Genomic DNA, 26244 nt, shown 5'->3' on the forward strand with positions numbered 1-26244 from the left:
CCGTTCCGTCATTCTGCTCACGCAGGGCGGCCATAGCCTCCGGAACTGGTCCGTGCGAGGCGTCCCAATTCCACGCCCCGGGTCACCGACGGATTCCATGACCCGGGTCACTGACGGGCCATCGCGATGCGGATGCGTTCCTCGGGCGCGATGAAGTGGTCGTCGTCGTTCGCGCCGGTGTCGACCTGCACCCAGTGGATGTCGCCGGTGAAGGCGCCGTTCAACGTGCCGTAGCCGGCGGCGACCGGAGTGCCGCTGTCCTGCCCGACGTCGGCCGTCTCGTCCGCCGAGAAGAGGAAGGGAACCGTGTGCTCGATGTGGCCCTCGCCGACCTTCTCGCCGTCGTAGAACAGCGAGACGTTGCCGCCCCTGCCGAGACCGCCGCCGTCGTAGTCGAACTCCATGCGCACCTGGTGCTCACCGGACGAAAGGGCCTGGTCCGCCTCGATCTCCGCGGTCTCCAGCGCGCAGAGGTTGTAGGCGAACTTCGCCCGGCCCTGCTTGGTGTACAGGCTCCAGCCGCCGAAGCTCCCGCCCTGGGCGAGGATGACGCCGGATACCGGGCCGTTGGTGGACGCGATCTCGGCGGTGACCGAGAACGACTTGTTCTTCACGTTGACCAGGCTGTTCTCGCTGAGTCGGCCCATGCCGCCGTACAGCAGTTGGGAATCGCCCTCGACGAGTCGGGGTCGCCCGGCGAGGTCGGCGTTCAGGCGCTCGGCCGCGCGGTCGTCCAAGGGCAGCACGTTGTACCTGGTCGCCTCGATCAGCCAGAGTCGCTGCAACTCGTGCAGCTTGTCCGGCATCACCTCGGACAGGTCGTGGGCCTGGGTGGGGTCGTTCGGGCCGCTGTACAGCTCCCATATGTCGTCGTCGAAGGCGATCTGCTGCGCGGTGCCGAGCAGCCACGGAGTGCGGTGCTTGGTGACCGCGGACCAACCCTTGTGGTAGATGCCGCGGTTGCCGAACATCTCGAAGTACTGCTGGTCGTGGCGTTCGGGCGCGTCGGCGTCGTTGAAGCTGTAGAGCATCGAGATGCCCTCCATCGGCGACTGCTGCACGCCGTTGACCATGGTCGGCTCCGGCAACCCGGCGGCTTCGAGGATCGTCGGGGCGACGTCGATGACGTGGCAGAACTGGTCGCGCACCTGGCCCGTGGACCGAATGCCGCGCGGCCAGTGGACGACGGTGCCGTTCCGGGTCCCGCCCCAGTGCGAGGCCACCTGTTTGGTCCACTGGTACGGGGTGTCCATGGCGTGCGCCCAGCCGACCGCGTAGTGGTTGTACGCCTCCGGCGTGCCGAACTTGTCGATCCGTGCGGACAGGAACTCGGGCGTCTCGACATCGGCCAAGGCGTTGAAGGCGAGCATCTCGTTGAAGCTGCCGCGCAGGCCGCCCTCGGCGGATGCGCCGTTGTCGCCGACGATCACCATCAGCAACGTGTCGTTGAGGATGCCCAGGTCCTCCATGGCCTCGACGAGCCGACCGATGTGGAAATCGGTGTGCTCCAGGAAACCGGCGTAGACCTCCATCTGCCGGGCGAGTACCGGCCGCAGCTCGGGCTCGATCTCGTCCCAGGCGGGGATCTCCGCGTGCCGCTTGGTCAGTTCGGCATTCGGCGGCACGACGCCGAGTTCCTTTTGCCGGGCGAGGGTCTGCCGGCGGATCGCGTCCCAGCCCTGGTCGAACCGGCCGCGGTAACCGTCGGCCCACTCCTTGGGCACATGGTGCGGCGCGTGGGTGGCGCCGGGCACGAAATAGCAGAAGAACGGCTTGTCGGGTATCAGGGTCTTCTGTTGGCGGATCCAGGCGATGGCCCGGTCGGTCAGGTCCTCGGTGAGGTGGTAGCCCTCCGCCGCGGTCTTCGGCGGATCCACCGGTGTCGTCCCTTCGTACAGTGCCGGGTCGTACTGGTTGGTCTCGCCTCCGATGAAGCCGTAGAAGTGCTCGAATCCGCCGCCACCGCTGGGCCACGCGTCGAAGGGGCCGGCCGGGCTGGTCTGCCACACGGGCACCTCGTGGCACTTGCCGAACTGCGCCGTGGAATAGCCGTTGAGCTTGAGGATCTCGGCGATCGGCGCCTTGGTGTTGGGCCTCATCGAGTTGTAGCCGGGGGCCGAGGTCGCGATCTCGGTGATGCTGCCCATGCCGACGGAGTGGTGGTTGCGTCCGGTGAGCAGTGCTTGGCGGGTCGGTGAGCACAGCGCGGTGGTGTGGAAGCGCGTGAAGCGGAGCCCGCCCATGGCCAGCCGCTCGAACACCGGGGTCCGACAGGGCCCGCCGAAGACACTGGCGGCACCGAAGCCGACGTCGTCGAGCATGATCACCATGACGTTCGGCGCGCCGTCCGGGGGGAGCAGGGGCCGGATCGCCGCGAAGGAGGTGTCGGGGTCCTTCGCGTCGTACGTGATCGGCCCCGTGCGCGGTATATCCGGGATCGGCAGGATCTGGCGCTGGATGTCACCCATGAGCTTTGCCTTCTCTCGCGAATTTCGCCCTGCTCGGGGTCTACGGTCCGGGACACGCCGCGGACACTCGGGTCCGTGGACACCCCACGCCGGCCCTGTGTCCACCCTGGTCGGCAGCTCGGCCCGCCGCCTCACCCCGCGCGGGTGAAGATCGGCTCGATCGCCTGCCCGACCGCCGTCGGCATCGCGCCGACACCGTGCGCGACGGGCGCGGCTCGGGCACGCGCGCGACGCGCGCCCCGGCTCGGTCGCGTGACCTGGAGTGGCGGGCATCACCGAGTGGCGGGCACCACCCGGCTGCGGTTCAGTGGAAGGAGTCGCCCGATCACAGTCCCCTCGTGACCGTCGGTGACCTGGATGTGAACATCGGTGACCCGGATGCACGACCTTGCCGCGCCCGTCGCTCCCGGAGCCTCGCCACACCGAGGCCCGGCGCGTTCCGGTGATCCGATGCTCGCGGTCAGGTTCTCCGTCCCGGCGGCGCCGAGGATCCTGGTCCATCGGCCCGCGTTGCTGAGGCGACTGACAGCCGGGATCGAAAGGCCGCTCACCCTGGTCAGCGGCGCGGCCGGTGCGGGTAAGACCGTCCTCGCCGCCCACTGGGCCGCCTCGGGGGAGGCGCCGCGCGCGACGGTATGGCTGACCGCCGAACGCCCCGACGCGCCCGGCGTGTTCTGGGCGTACCTGCTGGAGGCGTTCCGTCGGCACGGTGTCGAGCTGCCGGTCGCGGTGGGCAGCCCCGCGCGCACCGAAGGGGTGGACCGGTCGTTCCTGGTGCGCCTGGCCGCGGCGCTGGCCGACCTTCCGGAACCCGTCGTCCTGATCCTCGACGAGTTCGACACGGTCTCCTCGCGTGAGATCACCGACAACCTGCACTTCGTCCTCGCGCATGCCGATGGCGGCCTACGCCTTGTGCTCACGGGGCGGGTCGAACCGCTGCTGCCCCTGCATCGCTACCGGGCGGCGGGTGACATCGCCGAGATCCGCAACGCGGACCTGCGGTTCACCGTCGCGGAGGCCGACGAACTGCTGCGCGGTCACACGCTCGACGTCTCACCGGCGGGCGTTCGCCTGCTGGTGAGACGTACCGAGGGCTGGGCCGCCGGGCTGCGCCTGTGCGCGTTGGCCATGCAGCGGGGCGGCGATCCCGAGGCGTTCGTCCGCGAGTTCGCCGCCGACCGTACGACGATCGCCGACTACCTGCTCACCGAGGTGCTCGACGCGCAGCCGCCCACGACGCAGGACCTGCTGTTGCGGGCCGGGATCACCGACCGCGTCCATCCGGATCTGATGGACGCGCTGACCGGCCGCCGGGACGCCGAGTGGACGCTGGCCCGACTCGCCCGTGCCAACGCCTTCCTGGACCGGGTCGACGAATCGGACTGGTACCGGCTGCACCCGCTGTTCGCCGAGGTTCTGCGCGCCCACCTGCGTCACCGGTGCCCGGGCCTGGAGCCGCGACTGCACGCACGAGCCGCCCGGTGGCTCGCCGGCACCGGGCGGCCGACGGACGCGATCGTGCAGGCGACCGCCGCCGCCGACTGGCGGTTCGCGGCCGAGCTGATGGTCGACAACCTGGCGATCGGCCGGCTGTTCACCGGCTTGGAGAGCGAGCGGCTGGCTCATGCGTTCTCGGGACTGCCGCCGGATACGCCGGGTGCGGCCGCGGCGTTGGTCGGGGCGGCCTGCCGGGCGGCCGACCACGACCTCGACGGCTGTGCGGCGGGACTGCGGCGCGCGGACGCCCACCCCACCGGCCGGGCCGGTCCTGCCGCGCGGCTCGGCCGGGCCCTGGTCGGTGTGCTCGCCGGGCGGCTGGCAGGCGACCCGGCGGCCACCGAACACGCCGCGGCGGACGTCGACCGGCTGCTGCGCCGGCTCCCGCCGCCGTTGCGCGAACAGCACCCGGAGATACCGGCTCTGGTGCGGGCCGGACTCGGCGCGGCCGAGTTGGGTGCCGGGCGTCTGGATCGCGCCGAAGCCGAACTCGGCGCCGCCGTCAAGGCGTGCCACGGCCCGGGAACGGAGGACCCGCTGTGCGATGCGCTGGGGTCGCTGGCCCTGGTCGAGCTGCTGCGCGGCCGGCTGCGCGAAGCCGAAGCGCACGCGTACGGCTCGCTCACGGTCGCCGAAGCGTCCGCGATGCCGCCGGACCGTCCCGTCGGCGTCGACCACCTCGTCCTGGCGGGCGTCGCGGCCGAGCGGGACGACCTCGCGGCGGCCCGCACACAACTCGACCTGGCCATCGCGTCCGCCGGACCGTACGCCGAACCCGTTGCGACGGTCGAGGCCGCCGTGATCGGCTCCCGACTGGCGATCGCCGCAGGCGACTGGGAGCAGGCGCTGGCGGTGCTGCGGGCAGCCGGATCGGCGTTTCCGTCCGCGGTACCGATGGCGGATTGGGAAGCGGACGAGCTCGCCATCGCGGAGTCCCGCGCGCACCTGGCCCATGGCGACGCGGACGCGGCGCTGGCCGCCCTGGACGACACGGAGTGCGGCCGGCCCGAGCACGCGGTCGCGCTGGCCCGCGTGCTCCTGGCCGCGGGCCGGCGCGACCGGGCGCTGGAGGTGCTGGCCGACTTGGCGGACGATGTCGACGCGACGGCGACCAGCCGGGCTCAAGCGTGCCTGCTCAGGGCCGAGGCGGCGGCCGAGGCCGGCTCGCCGCGGGAGGCGCACCGCCTGCTGTGCGCCGCCCTCGGACTCGCCCGTACCGAGCGGCTGCGCCGCGTGTTCGTCGAAGCCGGCCCGTGGACGCGTCGGCTCCTCCGCCAGGACCCGGAGCCGGCGCGGGTACACGGCCGGCTGCCCGCTCGTGCCCTCGGCCATCCGCGGGCCGGCGCCCGCACGCGGTCGCCCGCGGCGGTGACGCCGCTGAGCGACCGCGAGAACGAGGTCCTGCGCCAGGTGGCGCAGATGCTGTCGACGCGGGAGATCGCGGCCGAGCTGTACCTGTCCACCAATACGGTCAAGACCCATCTGAAGAGCATCTACCGCAAGCTCTGCGTCACCCGACGCAGCGAGGCGGTCCGCCGGGCCCGGGAGTTGGGCATTCTGTGACTCCGGGACTCCGGGACTCCGGGACTCCGGGGCTCCGGGGCTCCGGGCTCCGACCTGTATCGCGCACTGCCGCTGACCGCGCCCGGCCATGTCTTCGGGGTGGTCAGGTCATGGAGGCGGGCACCGGGGGTAGGTGGACGGTCATGATCAGATGGCAGGGGTCGGTTCCGGCGCCGCGGTAGGTGTGGGCGTTGTCGCCGTCGAAGGTGGCGGTTTCGCCGGCCGCGACGGGGTGTTCCACGCCGTCGACGAGGAGGGTCATCCGCCCCCGGGTCACGCTGACGGTCTCCACGACGCCGGCTTGGTGCGGGTGGCTGGGGTATTCCTCGTCCGGGTGGAGCGTCCAGCGCCAGACCTCCACGGGGGCGGGGCCCGTCGTGGTGAGCATCAGTCGCGCTTCGCCGCCCCGGTCGCCGGTCCACAGCGGGGTCACGTCGGCGGACGCGACCACCCGGACGCGGCTCTCCTGCGGACCCCGCATCAGCGCGGACACCGACAGGCCGAGGGTGTCGGCCAGGCGGACCAGGGTGGCCAGGTTGGGATTGCCCTGGGCCTTCTCCAGGCCCACGAGGGCACCCTTGCTGACCTGGGCCCGGGTGCTGAGCTGCTCCAGGGACAGGCCGGCGCGGACGCGGGCCGCCCGCACGTTGTACGCGACCGTCCGCAGCGCCGCCCCCGTCTCGGTCACCGGATCACCTTCCGTCGCTCCGCCGAGCCCTGATCCCATCGAGAATCAAGAGCTCCGTACGAGATTCAGAATGTACTCCACGGTCATTTCATTGCACCGCGCTGGTCATTTCATTATACCCTGTGGTCGTTCCACTGGCCCTCCTCGCCTTGGCGTGAGAACCCGACTCACCCAGCAGCCCGACAACTCACCAACCCACCAAGGAAATCCACATGTTCGTGCAGCCCTGGGACGCCGCCTTGGACGAGGCCGAATGGCAGACCTGGATCAAGGAGGGCCACGACTTCGGGCAACTCGTCGTCAACGGCCTCCCCGGCCGCCCGCCCGCCGTCGTCCCCACCCACTTCACCGGTCACGGCCCGGACCTGCTGGTCCACCTGGCCCGCCCCAACCCCGTGTGGGCGGCGATCGAGCACGACCCGAATGTCGTACTCAGCGTCATCGGCGACTACGCCTTCATCCCCGGCCCGTGGCGTGCCACGCCGGACATTCCGGCCCACGACGGCGTCCCCACCAGCTACTACGCCGCCGTCCAGTTCACCTGCCACGCCGAGATCATCGACGACCCCCAGGCCAAGGCCGACCTCCTGCGCCGCCAACTCGCCCATTTCCAGCCGGACGGCGACCACGCCCCCGTCGAGGTCGACCAACCCCCGTACGGGCGGCTGCTGTCCGGCATCCGGGGCCTGCACCTCGAAGTCACCGAGGTCCTGGCGAAGTTCAAGTACGACGACCACAAGCCGGCCGAGCACCGCGCCGCCGTGGCGGACAGACTCACCGCACGCGCCCGGGACCTGGACATCCCCACCGCCCGCAGGCAGCAGCAGCGCCTGGACCGCATCGGCCCCTGGAAGCCCACACCCCGATAGCCCGCCCCCGATTTCTCCCCGTCACGCCCTCGATCCGCCGTACTTCGACCGCACCTGGCCTCCGAAGTCTGGACAGTGGCCTGCGGCCGGTGGACCAGGCCGAGGGCGACGTCGAGCCGGCGCTGCCCAAGTCGCTGGTGCCGCACTGGATCCGCGTGGTCGCGCGCTTCAACCCGATCGACTGGGCCCTGGTGTCCGCGCGTTCGGCGATGCGCGACTCCCCGGACTGGAGCCTGGTGCTGAGCCGCGGCGCGGCGCTGACGGCACTGGCGGTCTTCGCGGTGTGGTTGTCGATGCGCACCTTCGGGGTGTATCGAAAGTCCGTGTAGCCGGGCCCGGCGCCCAAGGAACGAGAAGCAGGAAGGCGGATGGGCCCAGGCACGGCGAACTCGGCCCATCCGCCGCGTCCGGGCGGGGCCCGGCTCCGTACGGGACCGCTCACGGCGCTCATGACGCTCACGTCGAGATCCGGGCACAGGCCAATGCGACCGGCTCGTGTCGCGCACACTCGCGACGTACATCGCCGACCCGGCGCGGGTTCCGTCGAACCCGTCAATTCCCTGCCGATTCCACCCAGGCCGCCGCCAAGCGGTCCGCGATTCGCCGCAGCACCTCGTCGTCGAAGGCGAACGGGACGCGGAGAAAGTGGTCGTGCGCTCCGGTCGCGTCCATGGCGGCACCGGGGACCACCTCCACACCGTGGCGCAGGGCCACCTGGGCGTAGACGCGAGCGTCGGTGTCCGGTGGGAGTTCGACCCACAGCACCGACCCGCCGGCGGGCGGATGGGGGCGCCAGTCGGGCAACCGCTCGGCGAGCAGTCGCTCGAACGTGGTGAGCCGGTGTCGCATGAGGGCACGGCGCTCGACGCTCAGCGCCGGCAGCCCTGGCAGGAGCCGGGCGGCCAGCGCCTGGTCCAGGAGCGGCGTGCTCAGATCCGATCCGGCCTTGAGCCGGGCGAGCGGTTCGATGGTGGCCCGCGGCGCGCGAACCCACCCGATCCGCAGGCCGCTCCACACCGCCTTGGACAAAGACCCCACCGTGAGTACCCGCCCGCCCGACGCGTGCGCCGCGATCGGCGCGGGCACCTCTCCGGGGGCCGTCGCCGCCGCGTGCGCGCTGTCTTCCATGACGGTGACGCCGTACTCGCCCGCCAGCGCGGCCACCCGGCGTCGCCGGCTCTCGGACATCAACGAACCGGTGGGGTTGTGATAGGTCGGCATGACGAACAGCAGCGCGGGCCGATGTTCGACGAAGGCCCGGGCGAGCAGGTCGACGCGTACCCCCTCGTCGTCGAGTCCGACCGCGACCAGTCGCGCGCCGGCCGCCCGGAAGGCGTCGATACAGCCCGGCCAACTCGGAGACTCGATCACGACGGCCGCTCCCCGGCGAACGAACAGCCGGGTGGCGAGAGCGATCGCCTGGGTCGCGCCGGTGGTGACCAGGACCTGATCCGGTTCGGTCGGCAGACCGTGGTCGGTGTGATGCGCGGCGATCGCCGCCCGTAGCGCGGGCAGACCGGCCGGGTGATAGCCGGCGTCGCGGAGCAGGTCGGGAAGGTCCTCGCGGACCAGATCGAGCAGGGCGCTCGCCAAATCGGGGCCGCCACCGTCGACCGCGTGCCCCAGCGAGATCACGTCGCCCGGTCCGGAGACCATGCGTTGCAGCAGCGCCGTCGCCTGACCGCCCCGTACCCGCCCGTCCCCGGCGGCGTCCGGCAGGTCGGGACGGCGCGCGACGCTCGTCCCGCTGCCCCGTCGACTCTCCGCCAGTGCGGCGGCCCGCAACGCGTCGTATGCGGAGACCACCGTGGCCCTGCTCACCGCGAGTGCCTTGGCGAGCCGTCGCTCGGCCGGAAGCCGCGTTCCGGCGGGCAAGGCGCCGTCCGCGATCAGCCGCGTGGTCGCGGTCGCCAGCCTGCGGTAGAGCGCCCCTTCGCCGGAGGTCCAGTCGCCGAGCAACCCGACGAGGTCGTCGACCTCCATCGGCTGCGTCGGGTGTGAAATCCGGTCCACCTCCGGCCCTATTGGCCCGTGTCGAAGAGGGGCGTTGCCCGCAGGCTGGTCGTCGTCAGCACAGCGCCACAGTAACTGGAGCAACACATGGGTACGGCTCGACCTCTGGATGACCGGCTCGCCGCCATATGCGACGCGTCCGTGTTCGCCGCCCGCGAGAGCGCCGGCCGGCACGAGTACGACGGCACGATCCAGGATTTGTCCCCCGCCGGCGTGGACCGGGCACTCGCCGCGCTCGGCGGACCGCCCGGAACCCCGAGCTACCCGGACCCGCACGACGAGGCACTCGCGAGCGCGGCGGAGCGGGCACTGCGCGTGCGCCTGGGCGAACTGGAGTTGCACCGCAGCAATCCCGTGTGGCACATCGACAATCTCGACCTGTCCGGCTACGACCGCGAATACGCGCCGGCGCCGGAACGCGCGGCCGCGCGACGGGCACACCTCGCGCGCTGGCCGGAGGGCGTGGACGCGGCGATCGAGGCACTCGATCGCGTGCCGGCTCCACTGGCCGCCGCCACCCTCCCGCTCGCGCGTGGGTTGGCGTCCTTCGTCGGGCCCGATTCGAGTCCCGTACACGACGCCGCGCGCCACGCGGTCGGGCGCTTTGTTCGGCACCTGGAGCGGGCCGTCGTCGACGGTCCACCCTTGGGTGCCCTGGGCAGCCGCAACCTGGCCCGACTCCTCGGTTCGGCCGAGGCGCTGGACATCGATCTGGATCTGATGACCACCCGCGTCGACGCCGAGCGCGACCGACTGCGCCGGCTCCGCGACCAGGCCTGCCGGCGGCTGGATCCGCGTGCCGAGATCGCGGACACGATCCGCTCCCTACAGGAGGATCACCCCGACACGGACGGCGTCATCACCGAGTTCCGGGCGCTGGTCGAGGAGGCCGTCAAGTGGGTCGCCGAACACGACCTGGCTCCGGACCACGACGTGCTCGTCGAGGTGTTGCCGATGCCCGAGGCGCAGCGCAGGGCCCTTGCGGGCGCCACCTGGGCCGCCGCGAACGAGGCCGACGCGCCCGGCCGATTCCACGTCTCGCTTCCGCTCGACGCGTGGTCGGCAACCGAGCGTGACCAATGGCTGCGGACCGGTTTCAGCCGGAACCTGATGGCCAACATGGTCGTGCACGAGGTCGCCCCGGGACACCTCAGCCACGGCCGGGCCATGCGCCGGGCCACCAGCGAGGTGCGGCGGACCGTGCTCTCGGAGGTCTTCATCGAGGGCTGGGCCCACTACTGCGAGGAGATGGCCCTGGAGGAGGGCTTTCGCATCGACCCCGCGTTCGCCGTCGCCGTCGCGCAGGACGCCTTGCGCCGGGTCACCCGCTTCGCGTGCGCGATCGGGCTGCACACCGGCGAGATGACCATCAACGACGCCGCCCGCAGGTTCACCGAGGACGTCGCGCTGGCCGGCCCGGCCGCTCTGCACGAGGCCCAGCGCGGCCTCTTCGATCCGACCTACGGCCGCTACACCTGGGGCAAGTTCGCCGTCGTGGACCTGCGGGAGCAGGCCCGCCGGCAGTGGGGGCCGGCGTTCTCGCTGCCGCGCTTCCACGCCGCGCTGCTGAACCTGGGCGCGCCCCCGCTCGGGCTTCTGGGCATCGCCCTCGAACGCGGATGATCACGTTTCTTGCGGCCACCTTGGTGTCGACCGCCGTCCCCGGGCCGAACCTGTGGCCGAGCCGTGGGATCGGGCCCGGACGGAAGCGACCGGCTACCGCGGTTCCCACCAGGTGGGGGAGATGTCGAGGGACCAGATGTCGCCCACCTGTTGCTCGTCCGGGTCGTCAAGGTCGTGGTCGCCGTCTCCGTAGGGGTCGGGGTCCGTGATGACGAAGATGCGGGTGCCCGAGTCCGATACGCGGTAGCGGTTCATGTCGATCGTCTCGTCCTCGAGTTCGACCGTGTGCCCCAGGGCCAGGACGGCGTTGCGCAGTTCCTCGAATCGGGCCCGGGGCGCGAAGGTCCCGTACCTTCGGGAGAGGGCGGGTGGCACCGTGTCGGGGGAGCGGTCGTGCATCAGCCGGTGGACCTTCACGCCGAATCCGAAACAGGACATGCGCCCTCGGGAGTCCGGCAGGAAGTTGACCGTCACGAGTCCGTACTCCCGCCTCAGGGAGCCGCCCCCGGGGACATCGAGGTAGCCCGGTCCCACCGCCTTCTCCCAGTCCTCGGGGCCGAAGTCGGTTCCCGCCCCGGCTCCGAGCACGTCGGAGCGGGTGGCGACGTGAGCGTAGAAGTCCAGATCGGACACCCGTTGATTCCCTTGGGTCGAGCTGTGTGAGCGCGGCGGATACAGCGGGAGCGAGACCACTTCCCGGCAGTGTGACACCCAGGGACGGCGAGCTTTGCAACCTCGTTCGCCGCTCGTAATCCGCAGCCGGTTTATTTCTCACGTTCAGTGAAGTCTGTGGAGTTGGGCTGCCGGCGGGTCCTCGCGACCAATCGTTGCCAAAACGGCTCAAGATCGACTTTAGGGAATCCGGGTGCTTTTCCCGTGATACGCGGAAAAGTAAACGATGATATTGGTAAAGGTTTGGTAATGCAGAAGTCCGTGGTGATGGTCGTGACACGCCTGTGACTATTGTTTCGCGACAGGTGATCGGTTCGAGGTTGACCACCCCGGTCGACACGATCGCCTCCGCCGAATTCGGGGACGAGTTTCGGTGACGGTGGGTAACCGCTGTCGTCGGGACGCGAAGCCGGAACCGGGGACCCTCGCAGTCCCTGGGGTGAATCGGTGCTTCGGCACCGTAGGGCGCCTTCTTCCGCCCGAACCCGTCAGCTAACCCGGTAGGCGGCCGAGGAAGGAGACCCGCCGCCAGTGGCGTCCCAACGTCGACCCGGGCAGCACCGCAAGCCCAAGCCGCGCACCGCCGTCCGTACCGCAGCGACCGTTGTCACGGCCGCCGCGACGATGACCGGCGTGATGACCTTCGCCGGCACCGCGAGCGCGGATCCCGCGCAGTCGTTCCAGCAGACGAAGGAACGCGTCAACCAGCTGCACAGTGACGTGATCAAGGCCACCGAGGCCGCCAACGGCGTCGAGGAGCAGATCGAGAAGCAGCAGGGCAACGCGAACCAGACGCAGGCCCGGATCACCGAGGAACAGGCCGTACTGAACGCCCTGCGCGACCAGATCGGTGTCCTCGCGGCCAACCAGTACCGCAGCGGCGGCCTGCCGCCGTCGCTCTCGCTCGCGCTCAGCGGCGACCCCGAGGGCTTCCTCCAGAAGTCGCAGATGATGTCCCAGCTCGACGGCCGGCAGGCCGCCAAGCTGAAGCAGATCGCGGCGCAGGCCCGAGTCCTCCAGCAGGACCGCACCGAGGCATCCTCGCAGCTCGCCGAGCTGGAGAAGCTGCGGACCGAGCTGAACAAGAACAAGACCGACATCCAGACCAAGCTCGCCGAGGCCCAGCGGCTGCTGAACACGCTGGACAAGAAGCAGCAGGACGACATCCTCAACTCGGACAAGCACGCGAGCGGCCCCGGTTCGCGCGACGACACCGACCGCAGCTCGCGGGCCAAGCCGGACACGCCGCCGCCGGCGAACGATGTCCCCGTGTCCGGCCGGGCCGCGGCCGCGGTCGCGTTCGCGAAGGCCCAGATCGGCAAGCCGTACGTGCCCCGGGGTGTGGGCCCCGACTCCTACGACTGCTCGGGGCTGACCATGGCTTCGTGGAAGGCCGCCAACGTCAAGCTGACCCGCACCACCTTGACCCAGGTCAACGACGGTCCGCGGATCTCCAAGGGCGCGCTCAAGCCGGGCGACCTGGTGTTCTACTACCCCGACAACTCGCACGTGGGCATCTTCATCGGCAACGGTCAGATCGTGCACGCCCCGCGGCCGGGCAAGAACGTGACCATCGCGCCGGTCGACTCGATGCCGTTCTACGCGGCCGTTCGACCCGGTTAAGCCCATCGGTCGCGCGTAGAGCGCCAAGTCGAGGCCGGGTCCTTCGGCGCGCTGTCGTCCTTCCGGTCTTCGTTCATGGGGTTCGTTCGCTGAGGCTTCAGGGGCCGCTGTCGCCCGGAGTCCGGTGTTCGGTGCTCGGCCCGCCGCCCCGCCGCCCCGCTGTGGCGTCCGCGCCTTCCGGCAGGTGCTTCGGGCCGATCGGTGGCGGGCCGGGGTGGCCGCATCGGAACAGCGGGTCGCGGGTGTCGAAGGGGACGTCCTCGCGTGACTGTTCGACCGCGCGCATGGAGGACGGCAGGTCGAACGGGAGGCGTCCGGTGGCCGGGGTGCGGTTGAAGACGGCGTCGAGGACGACGTCGTCTTCGGCACCGAAGTCGGCGAGCAGCAGCAGCGCGGAGTCGGCGAGCCCGGTGAGTACGGCGGGCCGGTCCAGAGCGACACAGACCGCCAGGGGAACGGTGGCGGCGAGCTCGCGCAGTCGTTCGAGTTCGGCGGGAGGGAATTCCAGGGAGCCCGCGTGGAAGTAGCGTTCGAGTAGGCCCTCGCGTTGCTCGTACGGGGCGTCGAGGCGGACCACCGCGACGTCGGCGTCCTCCGGGCGTTGCACGGGCGCGCCGTAGCGCGCGGCCACGCGCGGGTCGATGTTCTCGACATAGAGGGCGCAGTCCGGGCCGAACCCGACCGGGGTCCCCGACAGCGGGACGAGTGAACGCTGTTGGACGCGGCGGGCGAGCGCGCGGGTCTCCGGGCGGCCGACCAGTTCCTCGGCGGCCTCCGGGTCGACGTACGGGTTGTCGAAGAGGCCCAGACGGAACTTGTCGCGCAGGATCCGGCGGACCGAGGCGTCGATCCGCGCCTCGGTGGCGGCGCCGGAGCGCACCGCCTCGATGATCAGCTCGGGACGGGTCTCACCGCCGAACTGGTCGACGTCGGCGTCCAGGAGCATGCGTACCTGCTCGGCGAGCGGGAGGTGCTCGACGCCCCAGTTGCGCGCGGGCAGCGAGCCGCGGCCGGGGATGTTCATGCCGGCCAGCAGGTTGAAGTCGGTGCACACGACGCCGTCGAAGCGGTATCGGCCGCGCAGCAGCCCGGCGATCACATCGCGGTTGAAGCACGCGCCGACCTCGGCGAGGCCGGTGCCGACCGGGATGCCGTACCCCGGCATGACCTGGGCGACTCCGGCCTCCAGCGCGGCCGCGAACGGGCGCAGGTGGTATTCGAGGTTGCCGCCCGGATATGCCTGGAACCGGCCGTACGCGAAGTGCGGGTCCTCGCCGCCGGCCACCGGGCCGCCGCCGGGGAAGTGCTTGACCATGCAGGCGACGCTCTCGGCGCCGAGCGTCTCGCCCTGCATACCGCGGATATAGGCGGCGAGCATGCGGGAGGCCGACTCCGCGTCCTCGCCGAACGTTCCGCCGACTCGCGCCCAGCGCGGCTCGGTCGCCAGGTCGGCCATCGGGTGCACGGCGACCCGGATGCCCACGGCACACAGTTCGCGCGCGGTCGCCGCCGCGAACTCGCGGACCAGCTCCGGGTCGCCGGTGGCGGCCAGACCGATCGGCTCGGGCCCGCGACTGAACCCGCCGCCGGTGTGCGCGGCCGCCGGGTTGTCGCCGAACCCGTGGCGGGGGTCGGACGACAGCGTGACCGGGATCCCCAGGCGGGTGGCGGCGGCCAGGTCCTGGAGGTGGTTGTTCCAGCGGGCCATGGTCGCCACCTCCGGGGCGGTCATCACCAGGAAGTGGGTGATGCCGAGCTCGGTGATCGCGTCGGATCCGGCCGGGAAGGCGTCCGGCCGCGGGGCGTTGACGCGCCCGTGGCACATCAGCGCCGCCTTCTCGGCCAACGTCATGCGGGCCAGGAGGTCGGCGACCCGCTGCTCGGTCGGCAGGCCCGGGTTCTCGTACGGCTCCATGGTGCCGTTGTGGTTCAGGTCACGGAACATCGTCCCGTCATGGTGGCGCAGCAGTTTCACCGTACGTCCTCGCTGGAGTCGTGGGCCGGAAGGCGGGTGGTCACGTGGGCTCCCCGCGACCCCCGCCAGCCTTGCCGCGGAACGCGGGATGGCATCGTGGATGCCGGAACACCTCCCGAAAGGCCCGGCTCATGCGGGAATCGAAAGCGGCGCACGGTCCGGACGCGCTGGACGAACTCGACCTCGCGCTCGTGCACGCCCTCCAACTCGCCCCGCGCGCGACGTGGTCCGGGCTCGGGCCGGTACTCGGCGTCGACCCCGCGACGCTCGCGCGCCGTTGGCGCCGCCTCGAAGCGACCGGCGCCGCCTGGATCACCTGCCATCCGGGCGGCCCCGGCACGCTCGGCGCCACGAGCGTCGCGCTGGTGGAGGTGCAGGTCGCACCGGGCCGGATCCCGGAGGTCGCCACCGCGCTGGCCCGGCACACGCACGCCGTCAACATCGAGTACCTCACCGGAAACCGCGACCTGCTGATCACCGCCATCGCGGCCGACGCCGACGCCCTGGCCCAATACCTCCAGGTCCGCCTGCCCGCCGTGCCCGGCATCACCGGCATCCGCGTCCAGCTGCCGATCCGGCTCTACAAGGACTCGGGTTCGTGGCGGCTGCGAGCCCTCGACCGGCGAGAACGCGAGCAACTGGCCACCGCGCCGCTCCCGCCCGCGTCGGCCGCCCGCGGACTCGACGACGACGACCGCGCGCTGCTGCTCGAACTCGGCCCCGACGGCAGGCTCGGCACGGCGGAACTCGCCCGCCGCCTGGGCACCACCGGCGTCACCGTGGCCCGCCGACTGTCCCGCCTCGTGGCCTCCGGCCAGGCCAGATTCCGCTGTGAGGTGGCCCGCTCGCTCACCGGCTGGCCGGTCTGCATGACCTGGTGGCTCCGCGTCCCCGCCGCCGAACTGGACGAGACCGCCGCCCGGTTGACGGCCTTGGGCGACGTGCGCATGTGCTGCGCCGTCACCGGCACCGCCAACCTCGTGGTCGTCGTGTGGCTGCGCCGCGCGAGCGACGCCCCCGCCCTCGAAGTGGACTGGTCGCGCCGCTTCCCCCGCCTCGGAGTCCTCGACAGCGCGATGACCATCCAGGTCGTCAAGCGCATGGGCCGCGTCGTCGGCCCCGACGGCCACGGCACCGGCTTCGTGCCCCTGGACATCTGGTCCGACCCACTGGCGGGGATCGACTCGTAGGAAGGGCGTATTCCGCAACGGAGTTGCGGTGTGTCGTCGACGTGGCCGGGGCCCGGACCGCGTGGTGCGATCCGGGCCCCGGGGCGTGAAACTTGTCAGGCCGTGTGGCTGCCGCCGCGCCTGCGGCGCAACAGGTAGCCGCCGCCGACCAGGGCTGCCGCGGCGGTGAGCAGCCCGCCGAGCGCGACCGCGCCGGTCTGGGCAAGGGATCCGCCGCCGCCCGTGCTCGCGGGTGCCGTCGCCGTCGCCGCGACCGACGCGGTCGCACTCGCCGACGCCGACACGGAGGCCGACGGGGTCAGGGAGCCGGACGGTGAGGTGGCCGGGGTGCTCGGGACGGGGGGCTTCGTGGTCGCCGTGGGAGGCTTGGTGGAGGCCGAAGCTGTCGTCGTCGGGGTGCTGGTGGGCGGCTTGGTGGTCGGGGGCGTGCTCGTCGGCGGGGTGGCGGGGCAGGCGTGGGACAGGTTGAACCACGCGACCCTGCCGCCCTTGACCTCAGCGACCGCGGACGTGAGCTTGGCTCCGGCGGCCGAGGCGACGTAGGCGTGCTTGCCGGTCGGGGGACCGAAGACGGTGACCACCTGTTGGCCGCCCGGCGCGAACGTCACGGTCAGTTTGACGAAGACCGCGTCGTTGGTGGGGAGAACGAAGTGCCAGCCGTCCTTGTCGGCGGGAATCGTGTCCGGGCAATCGCCCCGCTCCACGCCGGGGTCGGTGGCCGTCAGGGGGAGCTTCTGGTGCAGGCCGATGCTGTACGTGTCGGCGGCGGCGAACGCGGGCGCCATGCCGGCGGACAGGACGAGCGACGGCACGGCGAGCACGGCGGCCCACCGGGCGGCCGTGGAGCGGGAAGTCATGCTGAGGCACCTCTGTGGCAGTAATCGAGTGTGACCCACAAGGGCGCGCCGTCTCGGAGTGGACGCGAGGAGCCCCCGGGGCGCGACCACATCACGCGGTCGGGCCGAAGATCGGCTCGTTCCCCCCACAAACCGGAACGGCGGCCCCCGAATGAGGGCAGCCAAGATTCCCGCCGCCGGACTTCCCCGTCAAGAAGCGAATTTCCCGACTGACACTGAATATCTCGTATGCCCGAAAGGTCGGAGGTAACGATTTCGGCCAACGACCCGTCCGCGCCCGCGGGCGACTCGAACACATCCGTCGTGGCCGACGCGATCACTGCCCACCATGGGTCAACGCCGGGAACGCGATGGTGGGATCGCCCAGCAGGACCAGGCTCTGCCGGTCGAGTGCCGAGACGCGCAGTCTGGTCAGCGTCTCCCGGACCGACGTGTCGCCGCCGGCCAGGGTCTCCCTCAGGCGGGCCCAGCGGGTGTGCAACTCGCCCACGTCGGCTCGGTATTCGGCCAGGGCCAGGCCCAGCGGCTCACCCGCGTACAGATGCGCGGACAGGGCGGAGACGAGGCGCCCCCCGAGACCCTGCCCGGTGTCGTCGACCTGGAGGGTCCAGCTGAACGTGGGTTCGACGTGCCCGAGTACGGCACGCACCGGGTTCTCGCGGCCGAGCAGTTCCAGCGCCGCCGGCGCCACCATCGTCCCGAGGCTCGCGACCGCATCGACCGTGGCGAAGGCGGAGGTTCCCACCGGAAGCAGCCCGGCGTAGAAGCTCTCGCCCGCGGCGCCGGCCGAGCAGCACGCCTGGGCGTACCAGACGCAGCCGCCCGGCATCCCGTCGCACAGGGTCCGCAGCGCCACGGTGGTGTGAGTGCTGTCGACCGGAAGCCCGAGCGCGGCGCTCATCTCGGCGGGGTTCCCGAGCGGTCCGGTGCGGCCGTGACTGGAGGTCGCGAGCAGGCCGGGGCGGATCTCGGACAACGCGCTCACCAGCGCGGCGCCGGTGGCCTGGGCCGCGGTGAGATCGCGGAACTCCGCGAGCGGGGGCGGCGTGAGCCGCGCGGCCAGCGGTGCGGCGATCACCGCGCGCATCAACGCGGTGATGTCCGTGGGGCCGTGGTCGACCGTCCAGGACATCGCCCGATCGGGACGGGCCTGGGCGCCGTTCCAGTCCGCGAGCAGCGCCCGGACGTAGTGGGCGAGGGCGTCCCCGGACAGGGGGATGCGCCCGACCAGGTGCCTGGTGCCCAGCGCGTACTGCACGGACCAGGGGATCACCTCGGGGCCGCCGATGATCGCCACGTACCTCGGGAGACGGCCCCGGCCGACCCCGAAGTCCGACAACCCGATGGCCGGTTCCTGTACCGCGTCCTGCGCGAAGTACCTGCGCAGCAGGTGGTCGGGCAGGTCCGGGCTCCAGCGGAGCACCACGGTGCCCGGCCGCGCCGCCAGCAGCTCGCGTACCGGTGCGGCGGCATCCTCGCCGGCCGCCTTCGCGGCGTCGGAGAGACTCGGATCGGTATTGTCCGGCAACAGGATTCCGTAGCCGACGTCGGGCGAACGCCAGTCCCTCGGATCCGCCGGCGGGCCGAAGGGGAGCACGGCCTGGGAGCGCGGAATGCCGCGCTTCCCGGCGCCCCAGCGCGTCGCGTCGTCGTCCAAGGCGGCCGTTGCGACCTCGTCCCCGGTCCAGGCGTTGAGCTGTATCTCCGCCGGCAGCGTCATGTCTTCCCACCCGCCAGTCGAGACCGCAGGTCGTCGATTCGGGCGTGGACCCAGGTCAGCACGGCCAGGTCGGTGGTGGCCGCGTCGAGGATCGCGCGGAACCGTTCGTAGGTGTCGAGCTGCCCTTGCAGGAATGCCATGTCGAACGATCGGACGGCGGCGGGGGCGGAGGCCTTGTCGATCCGCTGGATCCGCAGCGGGCTGTCCTGCACGTAGAGCACGGGGTCCGACCACGCGTCGGTCCGGGTCGGGTCGACCTGCGCCATCGCCTGGCGCGGCGCGGTGAAGGTCGTGGCCCAGTCGATCTCGTGTTCCCTGGTGTCCGCCACGGCGATGCGGACGGTGGCGAGCACCTCCGGATACAGGGCGGCGCAGAACCGGTCCGTGTCGTTGAGGTCGATCAACCTGCGCATACCCGCGACGGCGGGCAACCCCTGCGAGACGAGTTCGTGTGCCGGCGCGAGAGTCTCCGAGGCCTGTGCCGTCTGGCAGGCACCGAGGACGACCAGCCACGGCGCGCACGGAACCAGCGCGACCACCAGATCGGGCAGTTTCAACGGCACGGAGCCGACGAGCGTCTCGTCGTCGACGAAGTCGGCGGTGTGCGCGAAGGCCAGCGTACGGACACCGCCGCTCGCCCCACCGTGACACAGCAGATGGATGATGTGCGGCTTGGCACCGGTGATCTGCTTGGCCAGTTCGGGGGCGGTGGAGGCGATCTGCTCGACGCTGACGTCGGATCGCCCGGCGGACTCCACGGCCTTCAGCACGGCCTGCTCGGCGGTGATGACGTGCAGATGCGTATCGACCGCGCGGGCATCGGGCAGGGCGGTGGCGGCCAGCAGTGCCTGGAGCTGGGGCACGCCACTGCGTTGGGCCGCGGACAGGACGGCGACGATGTTCAACGGCGGGGTGAACGTGCGGCGATCGACGGGGCTGCGAATCGCGGCGATGCGGGCGATCGGCCAGCGGGCATCGAGGGCGATGAACCCCTGTGGTTCTGCCCGGAGTTGCTCCCAAGGCAGTTGATCGGCTTGGTTGGAGACCATGTGCAGGTACAGCGGTTCCGGTCGGGCGGTCGGCGGCTGCGCCAGCGCGACGTTCAGCCCTTGGCTCACCACCGGATGCTGGCGCAGTCGCTCCAGCAGGGCCTCGCCGCGGGAGGTGATCGTGCCGCCGGGGTCGGTGACGTCGGTGAGTTCGTTGGTACCCAGCCCCGGGATGTTGACGGGCGCCTCCCGCAGTTTGAGTACGGTGCCGTCCCCGAACGGTTCGAAGCCAAGGACGGTACGCATCACGACTCCCGCATCCGCTCGTCGACCAGGGCACGCAGTTCGGCGATGGCCTGTCCGACGCCGAGGTCGTAGGCCTGCTTCGCGTCCGGGGTCTCGCCCGGAACGCCCGCGGTCCGCACCAGGGCGGCCACCTGGTTCTCGATGTAGCGCGTGGCCGCGGCGACCCACATCGGCACCGACTCCGCGTCCGCGTAGCGCGCGGTGATTTGCTCTCCGCCGGCCGCACCGAGGGCGTTCGGCAGGATCTCGCCACTGGTGGCCGAATCGCCGATCGGCGCTCGCCCACTGAGCCAGGCCTGCCCGGGCCGGTCGGGATCGGGCCACGGGTCCTGGAGCGCGGCTTGGACGAACTCGGGCTGGAGGTACATGAACAGCGAGGGATCACGCGGTATCGGAAGCGACCCCGGGGCAGCGGCGATGAACGCGTGCGCCCGTGCCAACGCGTATCCGGCGGGATCCAGTGGCAGCGCGCTATAGAAGGTCGGCCCCGCGCGCCGCAGGCCGACGTGGGCGGCCATCATCCGGGTGGCCGAGTCGCACGGATTGTCCGGGGGCGAGCCGAAGGACAACACGGACGCGCCGACGCGGTCGGCCAGGCGCCGCACCCGGTCCGCGGTCACGTACGCCTGATCGGATCGGCGGGTCGGCACCGCGGGATCGGAACTCACCGACAAGACCGGGCGGTTGCCATCGAACGCGCCGTCAGCGACGATGTGCAGCGCCCGCACCGCACGCCCGGCGAGCCCCGCGGCGATCCAGTCCCCCCACAGCAGCCGGCCCGGGGCCGGCTGCGCATCGAGGTTGTCGTCCACCTCGAGCTGTGGTCCTGTCCCCGACGCCCGACCCGAGATAGACCATCTAAACCTCCGCACGTCGCCGTCGTACACCTCGAGCTGCGATCCCGTCCCCAACGAGCCCCCCATCGCGTTTCCGTCGTACACCTGGAGCTGTGGTCCTGTCCCCGACCGGTCGAACCAGATGGCCTCGCCGGGGTCGTGGAGATGCACCTGCGGCTCGTCCGACCCCCGCTGCAACAGCGCCCGCAACGCCTGTTCGCCGCCTCGCTCGGTGAACACGTGCACGTCCACCCCGCCCGCGACGGAGGTGCGCAGGGAGGAGACGAACGACGAGAGATATCCGGCCACCCAGGGCGCGTCCGGCGCCGCGGACACCGCGATGGCCACGGTCCACACCCGCCCCGGGTCGGAGCCCGGCGGCAGCCGATCGGGAACCCGGACCAGTGGGCGGCCGGTGGTCGGGACCAGGGCGCCTTCCCACGGCACCGCCCCCAGGTGGCCGTACGGCGGGATCAGCCGCAACCAGAGCGCCGTATTCGCGCTGAAGTCCGCGTTGAGGCAACGTGCGACGCCGTCGACCAGGTCGCGGGGCACGTCCAGTCGGCTCGGGGGCCCGGTGCCCTCGGAGAGCCCGAACTTGCCGTAGTCGAATTCGGCCCGCCAGTACGTGTGCGCGTCCGTCGAGGGATATCCGACCAGTTCGGCCGTCACCATCGGCGACGAGCTTGCCAGGTCGAGCCGCACCCGAAGCACTGCCAGGCGCCATCTCTCGATGAGGGCCTCGGCCATCACGACTCCTTCGATTCGGTCGCGAATCCGCGCCGCCGGGGACTCGGCCGGGCGGGCAGCGTTTCGAGTCGCGGTTCGCGGGGTTCGCACGATTCGCTCATGTCGGGGCGGTTCACGCGGTTCGCTCCCATTGCGCGTCAGTCGGGCCGGGCGAGGGCGTGCATGGCCCACCACGTCGCCGGGTTGCTGACCTCGCCGTGTCCGGCGATGGCGGGCTCGCCGTCGATCTCGATTCCGCCGTCCACGGCGATCAGGCGCAGCCCGCCACCGAGGTCGTAGCGCTCCAGACCGGGGACGGCCGCGGTCCGCCGGGCGGAGATCCCTTCCACCCCGGCGGGACCGAATCCGCCGAGCGCGCCGTACAGTTCGGGGTCGCCGATCGCGGCGACGCCCGGCTCGCCCAGTTGACTTCCGCGCATCGCGAGATGGAAGACCTTGGTCAACGGGTCGTCGAACGCGGAGAACGTCGTGAGCAGTGGCCGCTCCAACTGATCCAGAGCAGAGTGGTAGCCGCCGGGGCGTCCGGTGCCGGCGACGTCGGCCGCGAAGCACCAGCGGTTGATGGCGGCTTGCAGCAGCAGCATCGAACGCGCGGGACGGTTCGGGGCGGCGGACACGAGCGCGGACAGCAACACCTTCGCGCCGAACGAATGGCCGACCATGTGCAGCCGGACCCCGCTCTCGCGCAGGATGTGCGCCACGAGCGGACCCACTCCGTTGCTCCCCACCTCACCCGCGCGCGCCTTCATCTTCCACACGGTGGCGGTACGCAACAGGCTGCGTGGATCGAACGACCCGCCCCCCGCGACGAGCAGGCCCGACTCGGCACGGTGTGCGGTGCCGAATTCGTTGGGGTCGGCGGGTGGGGCCGCGTCTCCGCCGCCGTCCAATGCCTCCCAGACGGCGAGGAATTCCTTTGCGGTCGGCGGCGGCGAGCCGTCGTCCGGGTCGTGTTCGGCGCGCAATCCGTCGAGCACGATCTCGGCGGCACGCAGCGCGGCGTCGGAGTCGATCACCGCCCGGCCGTCCACCAGCTCGATGAATTCCCGGTCCACCTCGGGATCCAGGGACTCGGTGACCAGGCCGAGCATTTCCTCGATCTGGCGGGCCCCCGCCCCGTCGGGATCAGGGTCGGCCGCGATCTTCGGGCCCGCCTCCCACGGCATGACGAAACTCGTGGAGGGCCAGATGACGCCGATCAGCAGGGGCTTGTAGTCCGGTGGGACCGGAACGGCGAATTTCTGCCGCTGATCGATGAACCCGGTGATGAAGCTGCGATACCGCGCCAAGGCCTGCGCGAAGATGTTGTTCCAGCCGTGCGAAAAGAGGAAGACGTCGCTGACCCCGGCGAGCCTGTCCTTGATCTCCTGTTCGGCGAGCGGGCTGCGCAGCCGCCCGTCCTGGCCGTAGCGAAGCAGATAGAGATCCGCGGTCGGGCCCCCGTCGAGCGGAAATTGTTGAAAAGGACCAGACATCGTCCAGCTCCATGTCCGTGCGGTTGTGGAGCGACCTTGATTCCATGCTTCACCTCCCTCCGGGCCGCGGCAAGCGGGGCAGGGCCCCGGCGCCCGGAGGGTTCGCACGAAGTGGCGCCGCCGGTCGGATGAGCGGAACCTGGGGACAGGACCGCGGCAGTGCGGTCCTTCGAGCCGACCTGGCAGTTCGATCCATGCCGGGTTCAGTCGGCAGCCGTTCGGCTCGTCCGTGCCGGCCGGACCAGGGACAGGGCGATGAGCAGCGTGAAGGCCGCCAGGGCGGTGACGGTTCGCGCGATGTTGAACATCTCCCACCGCTGCAGTACCTCGGCGTGGTCGGCGGGCGCCGACGTGCGGGCCCACTCCTTGATTCGGGCGTTGATCGGTACGTTGCCGAATCGGGTGATCAGGAAGGACGCCGCCACCAGCGCCGTCGCTCCGGCGGCCAGGAGTCGTTCCCGGCCGACCCGAATCACCGACAGCGCGAGCGCACCGACCGCCGCGACGCCCATCGCGGTCTGCATCACCGGGCTGTTCATCCGCATCAGTTCGGTGTGGAAGGTCAGCCTGGTCTCCAGCGGTACGGCGCCGAACGTCGGGACCAGATTGACCGCGCCGTAGCCGAACGCGCCCGCGAGCAGGCCGGTGGACAGCAGGGCGATGCCTTGGACGAGCCGGACGAGCCGGGGCCGAACGGGCCGAGCAAGCCGAGCAAGCCGAGCAAGCCGAGCAAGCCGAACGAGCCGAACGAGCATGCTTCCTCCGGAAGTTGTCGGGGCCAGGGCCCCAGCGAAAGTTGTGGGGGCCGGCTGCGGCCCGCCCGGGCGCGGTCGTGCACGCCTGGGCGGAGCCGGGTCTCGATCAGGCGCGGGTGTCGACGCGGTCGGCCGGGCCGGCGGCCGGACCCGATCGTTCGGCCGGCAACAGCCGGGCCAGGGCGGGCGGAAACCACCAGTTGGCCCCGCGCAACAGGGCCACCAGGGCGGGCGCGAGCACTCCGCGCACGATCGTCGCGTCCACCAGGATGCCGACCGCCAGCGCGGTGGCGAGGATCTTGACGTCGGTGACCGGCACCGTGGACAACGCCACGAAGGCCAGGAACAGGATCAGCGCGGCCGAGGTGACCAATCGGCCGGTGCGACCGACGCCGACCACGACGGCGTCGTCCGTGGTGTCGCGCACCCCGCTCGCGGCGAGGTCCAGATGGGCCTCGCGGATCCGGGTCAGGATGAACACCTCGTAGTCCATGGACAATCCGAACAGGAACGCGAACACCGCCATCGGAACCCACACGGTGATCGCGCCCGTGGCCGGGGTGTCGAACAACAACTCGCTGCCGTGGCCCTCCTGCCAGACGAGCACGATCGCGCCGTAGGAGGCGGCCACGGACACGGTGTTCAACACGAGTGCCTTCACCGGCAGCCAGATCGAGCGCAACGACAGGGCCAGCACCAGGAACGTCAACAACGCGATCACGGCGAGTACGACCGGCAACGACCCGTAGACCGCGTCCACGAAGTCGCGGTCCTGGGCCGGGCCGCCACCCGCATGGGCGCCGGGGGTCGCGCGCGCGGCCGCCAGGACCCCGGCGACGGCGTCGCGACCGGCGTCGGTGGCCGGGTCCTCGGTCGTCCACACGTCCACGACCCGCAGGTCGCCGTTGGTCCACGCGCCGGGTGCGATCGCGCCCGAGACGCCCGGCTCGGCGGCCAACCGGGCTGCGAGAGCGACCGGATCGCCGTCGGTGGCCACCTCGATCGGCCGCGCGATACCCGAACCGAGGCCGGCGTCCTCGATCGCGGCGAACACCCTCGCCGGCTCGCCGCCGCGTCCCAGCGACGCCACCTGCGGCTGCCCCACCCGCATGGTCAGCGCCGGCGCGGCGAGCGCGAGCAACAGCGCGGCGCTGAGCACGGCGGCCAGGAGCGGTCGACGCGTGGTGGCCCGCGCGATCCGCGACCAGAGCCGGCTGTCCGGGGACGGGGTTCGACGCGGTACGTCCAGGCGTGCGCCGCACGTGTACAGCAGGACCGGCAGCAGGGTGAGCGTGACCGCGACGCTCACCAGCGGCATCAGCAGGCCGGCGTAGCCGACGCTGCGCAGGAAGGGCACCGGGAGGACCACGAGCGCGGCGAGGGACAGCGCCACGGTCGCCCCGCTGAGCAGGACCGCGTGGCCGGCGGTGGTCGCGGCCCGCACGATCGCCTCGACGCGGTGGGCCGGATCGCGGTCGTCGCCGCGGGCCCGCTCCTCGCGCCATCGGGTCACCACGAGCAGCGCGTAGTCGATCGCGATGCCGAGCCCGATCAAGGCGACCAGGTATTGCACGATGAACGACACGTCGGTGACCCGCGTCAGGCCGCCCACGAGCAGGAACGTCGTGGGAATGGCGATCCCGGCGATCAGCAGCGGCACCAGGGCCAGGCCGCTCGCGAAGGTCAGGCCGAGTACCACGATCGCGCCCACCGCGCCGAGCAACGTCTCGGCGATGGGGCTGCGGGGAGCACCGTTGCCCCGGCCGGTCAGCAGGGGTTGGCCGGTGACGCGGACGGGCGCGCCGGCGACCTCGGTCCCGGCCAGCGCTTCGCGCACTCGGGCCGGCGTGTCGCCGTACGCGTTCGGGCCCTCGCCGCCGGGCGGGTAGATCAGGGCCACGGTGGTGCGTCCGTCGGCCGAGATCAGCGACGGATCGCCGGTGGCGGCGAGCGAGGCATGCCGCCCGCCGGGGGGAGTGACCCGCTGTACGACCGCGTCGAACTGCGCGCGTACGTCGGCCGCGTCGGCGCGTCGACCCTCGGGCACGGTCAGTTCGAGCAGCAGCGGGGCGTTGCGCCCGCCGGTGCCGCCGAATCGTTCGGCGACGAGGTCGTTGGCCTCCTGCCCCGGCCGGCCGGGCAACTTCGAGCCCTGACCCAATCGATCGATGGTGCCGCCGATGGTGGCCACGCCCGCCGCGGCGAGCACCAACCACACCAGGGTTACCAGACGCCGGTGTCCAAGGACCCAGCGCGTCATCGCTTCCACGACGGACGCCCTCGCTTCCGAATAGATAGCGTCGCTACTTATGGTCTGTCGGCGCGCAGTCTATGCATAGTGACGCTACCTATCGCAAGCGATCGGCCGCGAGCTC

Annotated in this window: 18 protein-coding genes and 1 riboswitch; of the genes, 6 read left to right on the forward strand and 12 right to left on the reverse strand. The window is 71.4% G+C overall.

Annotated elements, in window-relative coordinates:
* Nucleotides 1-107: 107 nt before the first annotated feature.
* Nucleotides 108-2468, reverse strand: coding sequence for an arylsulfatase (locus OG928_RS42955; protein WP_331767460.1), 2361 nt, complete (start codon nt 2466-2468; stop codon nt 108-110).
* A 450-nt stretch (nt 2469-2918) separates the two neighbouring features.
* Between OG928_RS42955 and OG928_RS42960 the strand changes: the two genes are divergently transcribed.
* A complete protein-coding gene (locus tag OG928_RS42960; protein WP_331767461.1) occupies nt 2919-5528 on the forward strand; it encodes a LuxR C-terminal-related transcriptional regulator in 2610 nt (869 codons plus the stop codon).
* 103 nt (nt 5529-5631) lie between these two features.
* Here OG928_RS42960 and OG928_RS42965 read toward each other — a convergent pair whose 3' ends face one another.
* On the reverse strand, nt 5632-6216 hold the full coding sequence (locus OG928_RS42965) for an XRE family transcriptional regulator (protein ID WP_331767462.1): 585 nt from the start codon (nt 6214-6216) through the stop codon (nt 5632-5634).
* Between the two features lie 212 nt (nt 6217-6428).
* Here OG928_RS42965 and OG928_RS42970 point away from each other — a divergent pair, with 212 nt between their 5' ends.
* A complete protein-coding gene (locus OG928_RS42970; protein ID WP_331767463.1) occupies nt 6429-7085 on the forward strand; it encodes an FMN-binding negative transcriptional regulator in 657 nt (218 codons plus the stop codon).
* An 89-nt stretch (nt 7086-7174) separates the two neighbouring features.
* On the forward strand, nt 7175-7414 hold the full coding sequence (locus tag OG928_RS42975) for a hypothetical protein (RefSeq protein WP_331767464.1): 240 nt from the start codon (nt 7175-7177) through the stop codon (nt 7412-7414).
* Nucleotides 7415-7637: 223 nt separating this feature from the next.
* Here the strand turns inward: OG928_RS42975 and OG928_RS42980 are convergent, their stop codons facing one another.
* Entirely contained in the window at nt 7638-9068 is a 1431-nt protein-coding gene (locus OG928_RS42980) for a PLP-dependent aminotransferase family protein (RefSeq protein WP_331767465.1), read from the reverse strand.
* Nucleotides 9069-9185: 117 nt separating this feature from the next.
* Here OG928_RS42980 and OG928_RS42985 point away from each other — a divergent pair, with 117 nt between their 5' ends.
* Nucleotides 9186-10721 (forward strand): DUF885 family protein, encoded by a 1536-nt coding sequence (locus tag OG928_RS42985; RefSeq protein ID WP_331767466.1) that lies wholly within the window; start codon nt 9186-9188, stop codon nt 10719-10721.
* A 93-nt stretch (nt 10722-10814) separates the two neighbouring features.
* On the opposite strand, the gene OG928_RS42990 is transcribed toward OG928_RS42985, so the two are convergent.
* Nucleotides 10815-11354: a hypothetical protein gene (locus OG928_RS42990; protein WP_331767467.1), complete on the reverse strand. Its 540-nt coding sequence runs from the start codon at nt 11352-11354 to the stop codon at nt 10815-10817.
* Nucleotides 11355-11777: 423 nt separating this feature from the next.
* A riboswitch (cyclic di-AMP (ydaO/yuaA leader) is annotated at nt 11778-11915 on the forward strand.
* A gap of 9 nt (nt 11916-11924) precedes the next feature.
* Here OG928_RS42990 and OG928_RS42995 point away from each other — a divergent pair.
* Nucleotides 11925-13016: an NlpC/P60 family protein gene (locus OG928_RS42995; protein WP_331767468.1), complete on the forward strand. Its 1092-nt coding sequence runs from the start codon at nt 11925-11927 to the stop codon at nt 13014-13016.
* Between the two features lie 97 nt (nt 13017-13113).
* Here the strand turns inward: OG928_RS42995 and OG928_RS43000 are convergent, their stop codons facing one another.
* Nucleotides 13114-14991, reverse strand: a complete 1878-nt coding sequence (locus tag OG928_RS43000) for a glycoside hydrolase family 3 N-terminal domain-containing protein (RefSeq protein WP_331767469.1) — start codon at nt 14989-14991, stop codon at nt 13114-13116.
* Between the two features lie 131 nt (nt 14992-15122).
* Between OG928_RS43000 and OG928_RS43005 the strand changes: the two genes are divergently transcribed.
* Nucleotides 15123-16181, forward strand: a complete 1059-nt coding sequence (locus tag OG928_RS43005; RefSeq protein WP_331767470.1) for an AsnC family transcriptional regulator — start codon at nt 15123-15125, stop codon at nt 16179-16181.
* A gap of 95 nt (nt 16182-16276) precedes the next feature.
* Here OG928_RS43005 and OG928_RS43010 read toward each other — a convergent pair whose 3' ends face one another.
* The 7 genes from OG928_RS43010 to OG928_RS43040 all read right to left on the reverse strand — a co-directional run bounded on the left by OG928_RS43010 (nt 16277) and on the right by OG928_RS43040 (nt 26129).
* Nucleotides 16277-17038 (reverse strand): LPXTG cell wall anchor domain-containing protein, encoded by a 762-nt coding sequence (locus OG928_RS43010; RefSeq protein WP_331767471.1) that lies wholly within the window; start codon nt 17036-17038, stop codon nt 16277-16279.
* A gap of 316 nt (nt 17039-17354) precedes the next feature.
* Complete coding sequence (locus OG928_RS43015; protein WP_331767472.1) at nt 17355-18758, reverse strand: hypothetical protein; 1404 nt, start codon at nt 18756-18758, stop codon at nt 17355-17357.
* On the reverse strand, nt 18755-20053 hold the full coding sequence (locus OG928_RS43020; RefSeq protein WP_331767473.1) for a CHAT domain-containing protein: 1299 nt from the start codon (nt 20051-20053) through the stop codon (nt 18755-18757). Before OG928_RS43020 ends, OG928_RS43015 begins: the two co-directional genes overlap by 4 nt.
* On the reverse strand, nt 20053-21639 hold the full coding sequence (locus OG928_RS43025; protein WP_331767474.1) for a hypothetical protein: 1587 nt from the start codon (nt 21637-21639) through the stop codon (nt 20053-20055). The genes OG928_RS43020 and OG928_RS43025 overlap by 1 nt, the downstream gene beginning before the upstream one ends.
* 137 nt (nt 21640-21776) lie before the next feature.
* Complete coding sequence (locus tag OG928_RS43030; RefSeq protein ID WP_331767475.1) at nt 21777-23114, reverse strand: hypothetical protein; 1338 nt, start codon at nt 23112-23114, stop codon at nt 21777-21779.
* A 203-nt stretch (nt 23115-23317) separates the two neighbouring features.
* Complete coding sequence (locus tag OG928_RS43035) at nt 23318-23869, reverse strand: DUF1772 domain-containing protein (RefSeq protein ID WP_331767476.1); 552 nt, start codon at nt 23867-23869, stop codon at nt 23318-23320.
* Nucleotides 23870-23975: 106 nt separating this feature from the next.
* A complete protein-coding gene (locus OG928_RS43040) occupies nt 23976-26129 on the reverse strand; it encodes an MMPL family transporter (protein ID WP_331767477.1) in 2154 nt (717 codons plus the stop codon).
* Nucleotides 26130-26244: the final 115 nt, after the last annotated feature.

The sequence above is a fragment of the Embleya sp. NBC_00896 genome (assembly GCF_045207785.1).
Classification (GTDB): domain Bacteria; phylum Actinomycetota; class Actinomycetes; order Streptomycetales; family Streptomycetaceae; genus Embleya.

Excerpts from the sequence above, each read along its gene's own strand:
- OG928_RS42955 (WP_331767460.1), bottom strand. The coding sequence starts at position 2,468 with ATGGGTGACATCCAGCGCCAGATCCTGCCGATCCCGGATATACCGCGC.
- OG928_RS42960 (WP_331767461.1), top strand. The coding sequence starts at position 2,919 with ATGCTCGCGGTCAGGTTCTCCGTCCCGGCGGCGCCGAGGATCCTGGTC.
- OG928_RS42970 (WP_331767463.1), top strand. The coding sequence starts at position 6,429 with ATGTTCGTGCAGCCCTGGGACGCCGCCTTGGACGAGGCCGAATGGCAG.
- OG928_RS42980 (WP_331767465.1), bottom strand. The coding sequence starts at position 9,068 with ATGGAGGTCGACGACCTCGTCGGGTTGCTCGGCGACTGGACCTCCGGC.
- OG928_RS42985 (WP_331767466.1), top strand. The coding sequence starts at position 9,186 with ATGGGTACGGCTCGACCTCTGGATGACCGGCTCGCCGCCATATGCGAC.
- OG928_RS43005 (WP_331767470.1), top strand. The coding sequence starts at position 15,123 with ATGCGGGAATCGAAAGCGGCGCACGGTCCGGACGCGCTGGACGAACTC.
- OG928_RS43010 (WP_331767471.1), bottom strand. The coding sequence starts at position 17,038 with ATGACTTCCCGCTCCACGGCCGCCCGGTGGGCCGCCGTGCTCGCCGTG.
- OG928_RS43015 (WP_331767472.1), bottom strand. The coding sequence starts at position 18,758 with ATGACGCTGCCGGCGGAGATACAGCTCAACGCCTGGACCGGGGACGAG.
- OG928_RS43020 (WP_331767473.1), bottom strand. The coding sequence starts at position 20,053 with ATGCGTACCGTCCTTGGCTTCGAACCGTTCGGGGACGGCACCGTACTC.
- OG928_RS43025 (WP_331767474.1), bottom strand. The coding sequence starts at position 21,639 with ATGGCCGAGGCCCTCATCGAGAGATGGCGCCTGGCAGTGCTTCGGGTG.
- OG928_RS43030 (WP_331767475.1), bottom strand. The coding sequence starts at position 23,114 with ATGTCTGGTCCTTTTCAACAATTTCCGCTCGACGGGGGCCCGACCGCG.
- OG928_RS43035 (WP_331767476.1), bottom strand. The coding sequence starts at position 23,869 with ATGCTCGTTCGGCTCGTTCGGCTTGCTCGGCTTGCTCGGCTTGCTCGG.
- OG928_RS43040 (WP_331767477.1), bottom strand. The coding sequence starts at position 26,129 with ATGACGCGCTGGGTCCTTGGACACCGGCGTCTGGTAACCCTGGTGTGG.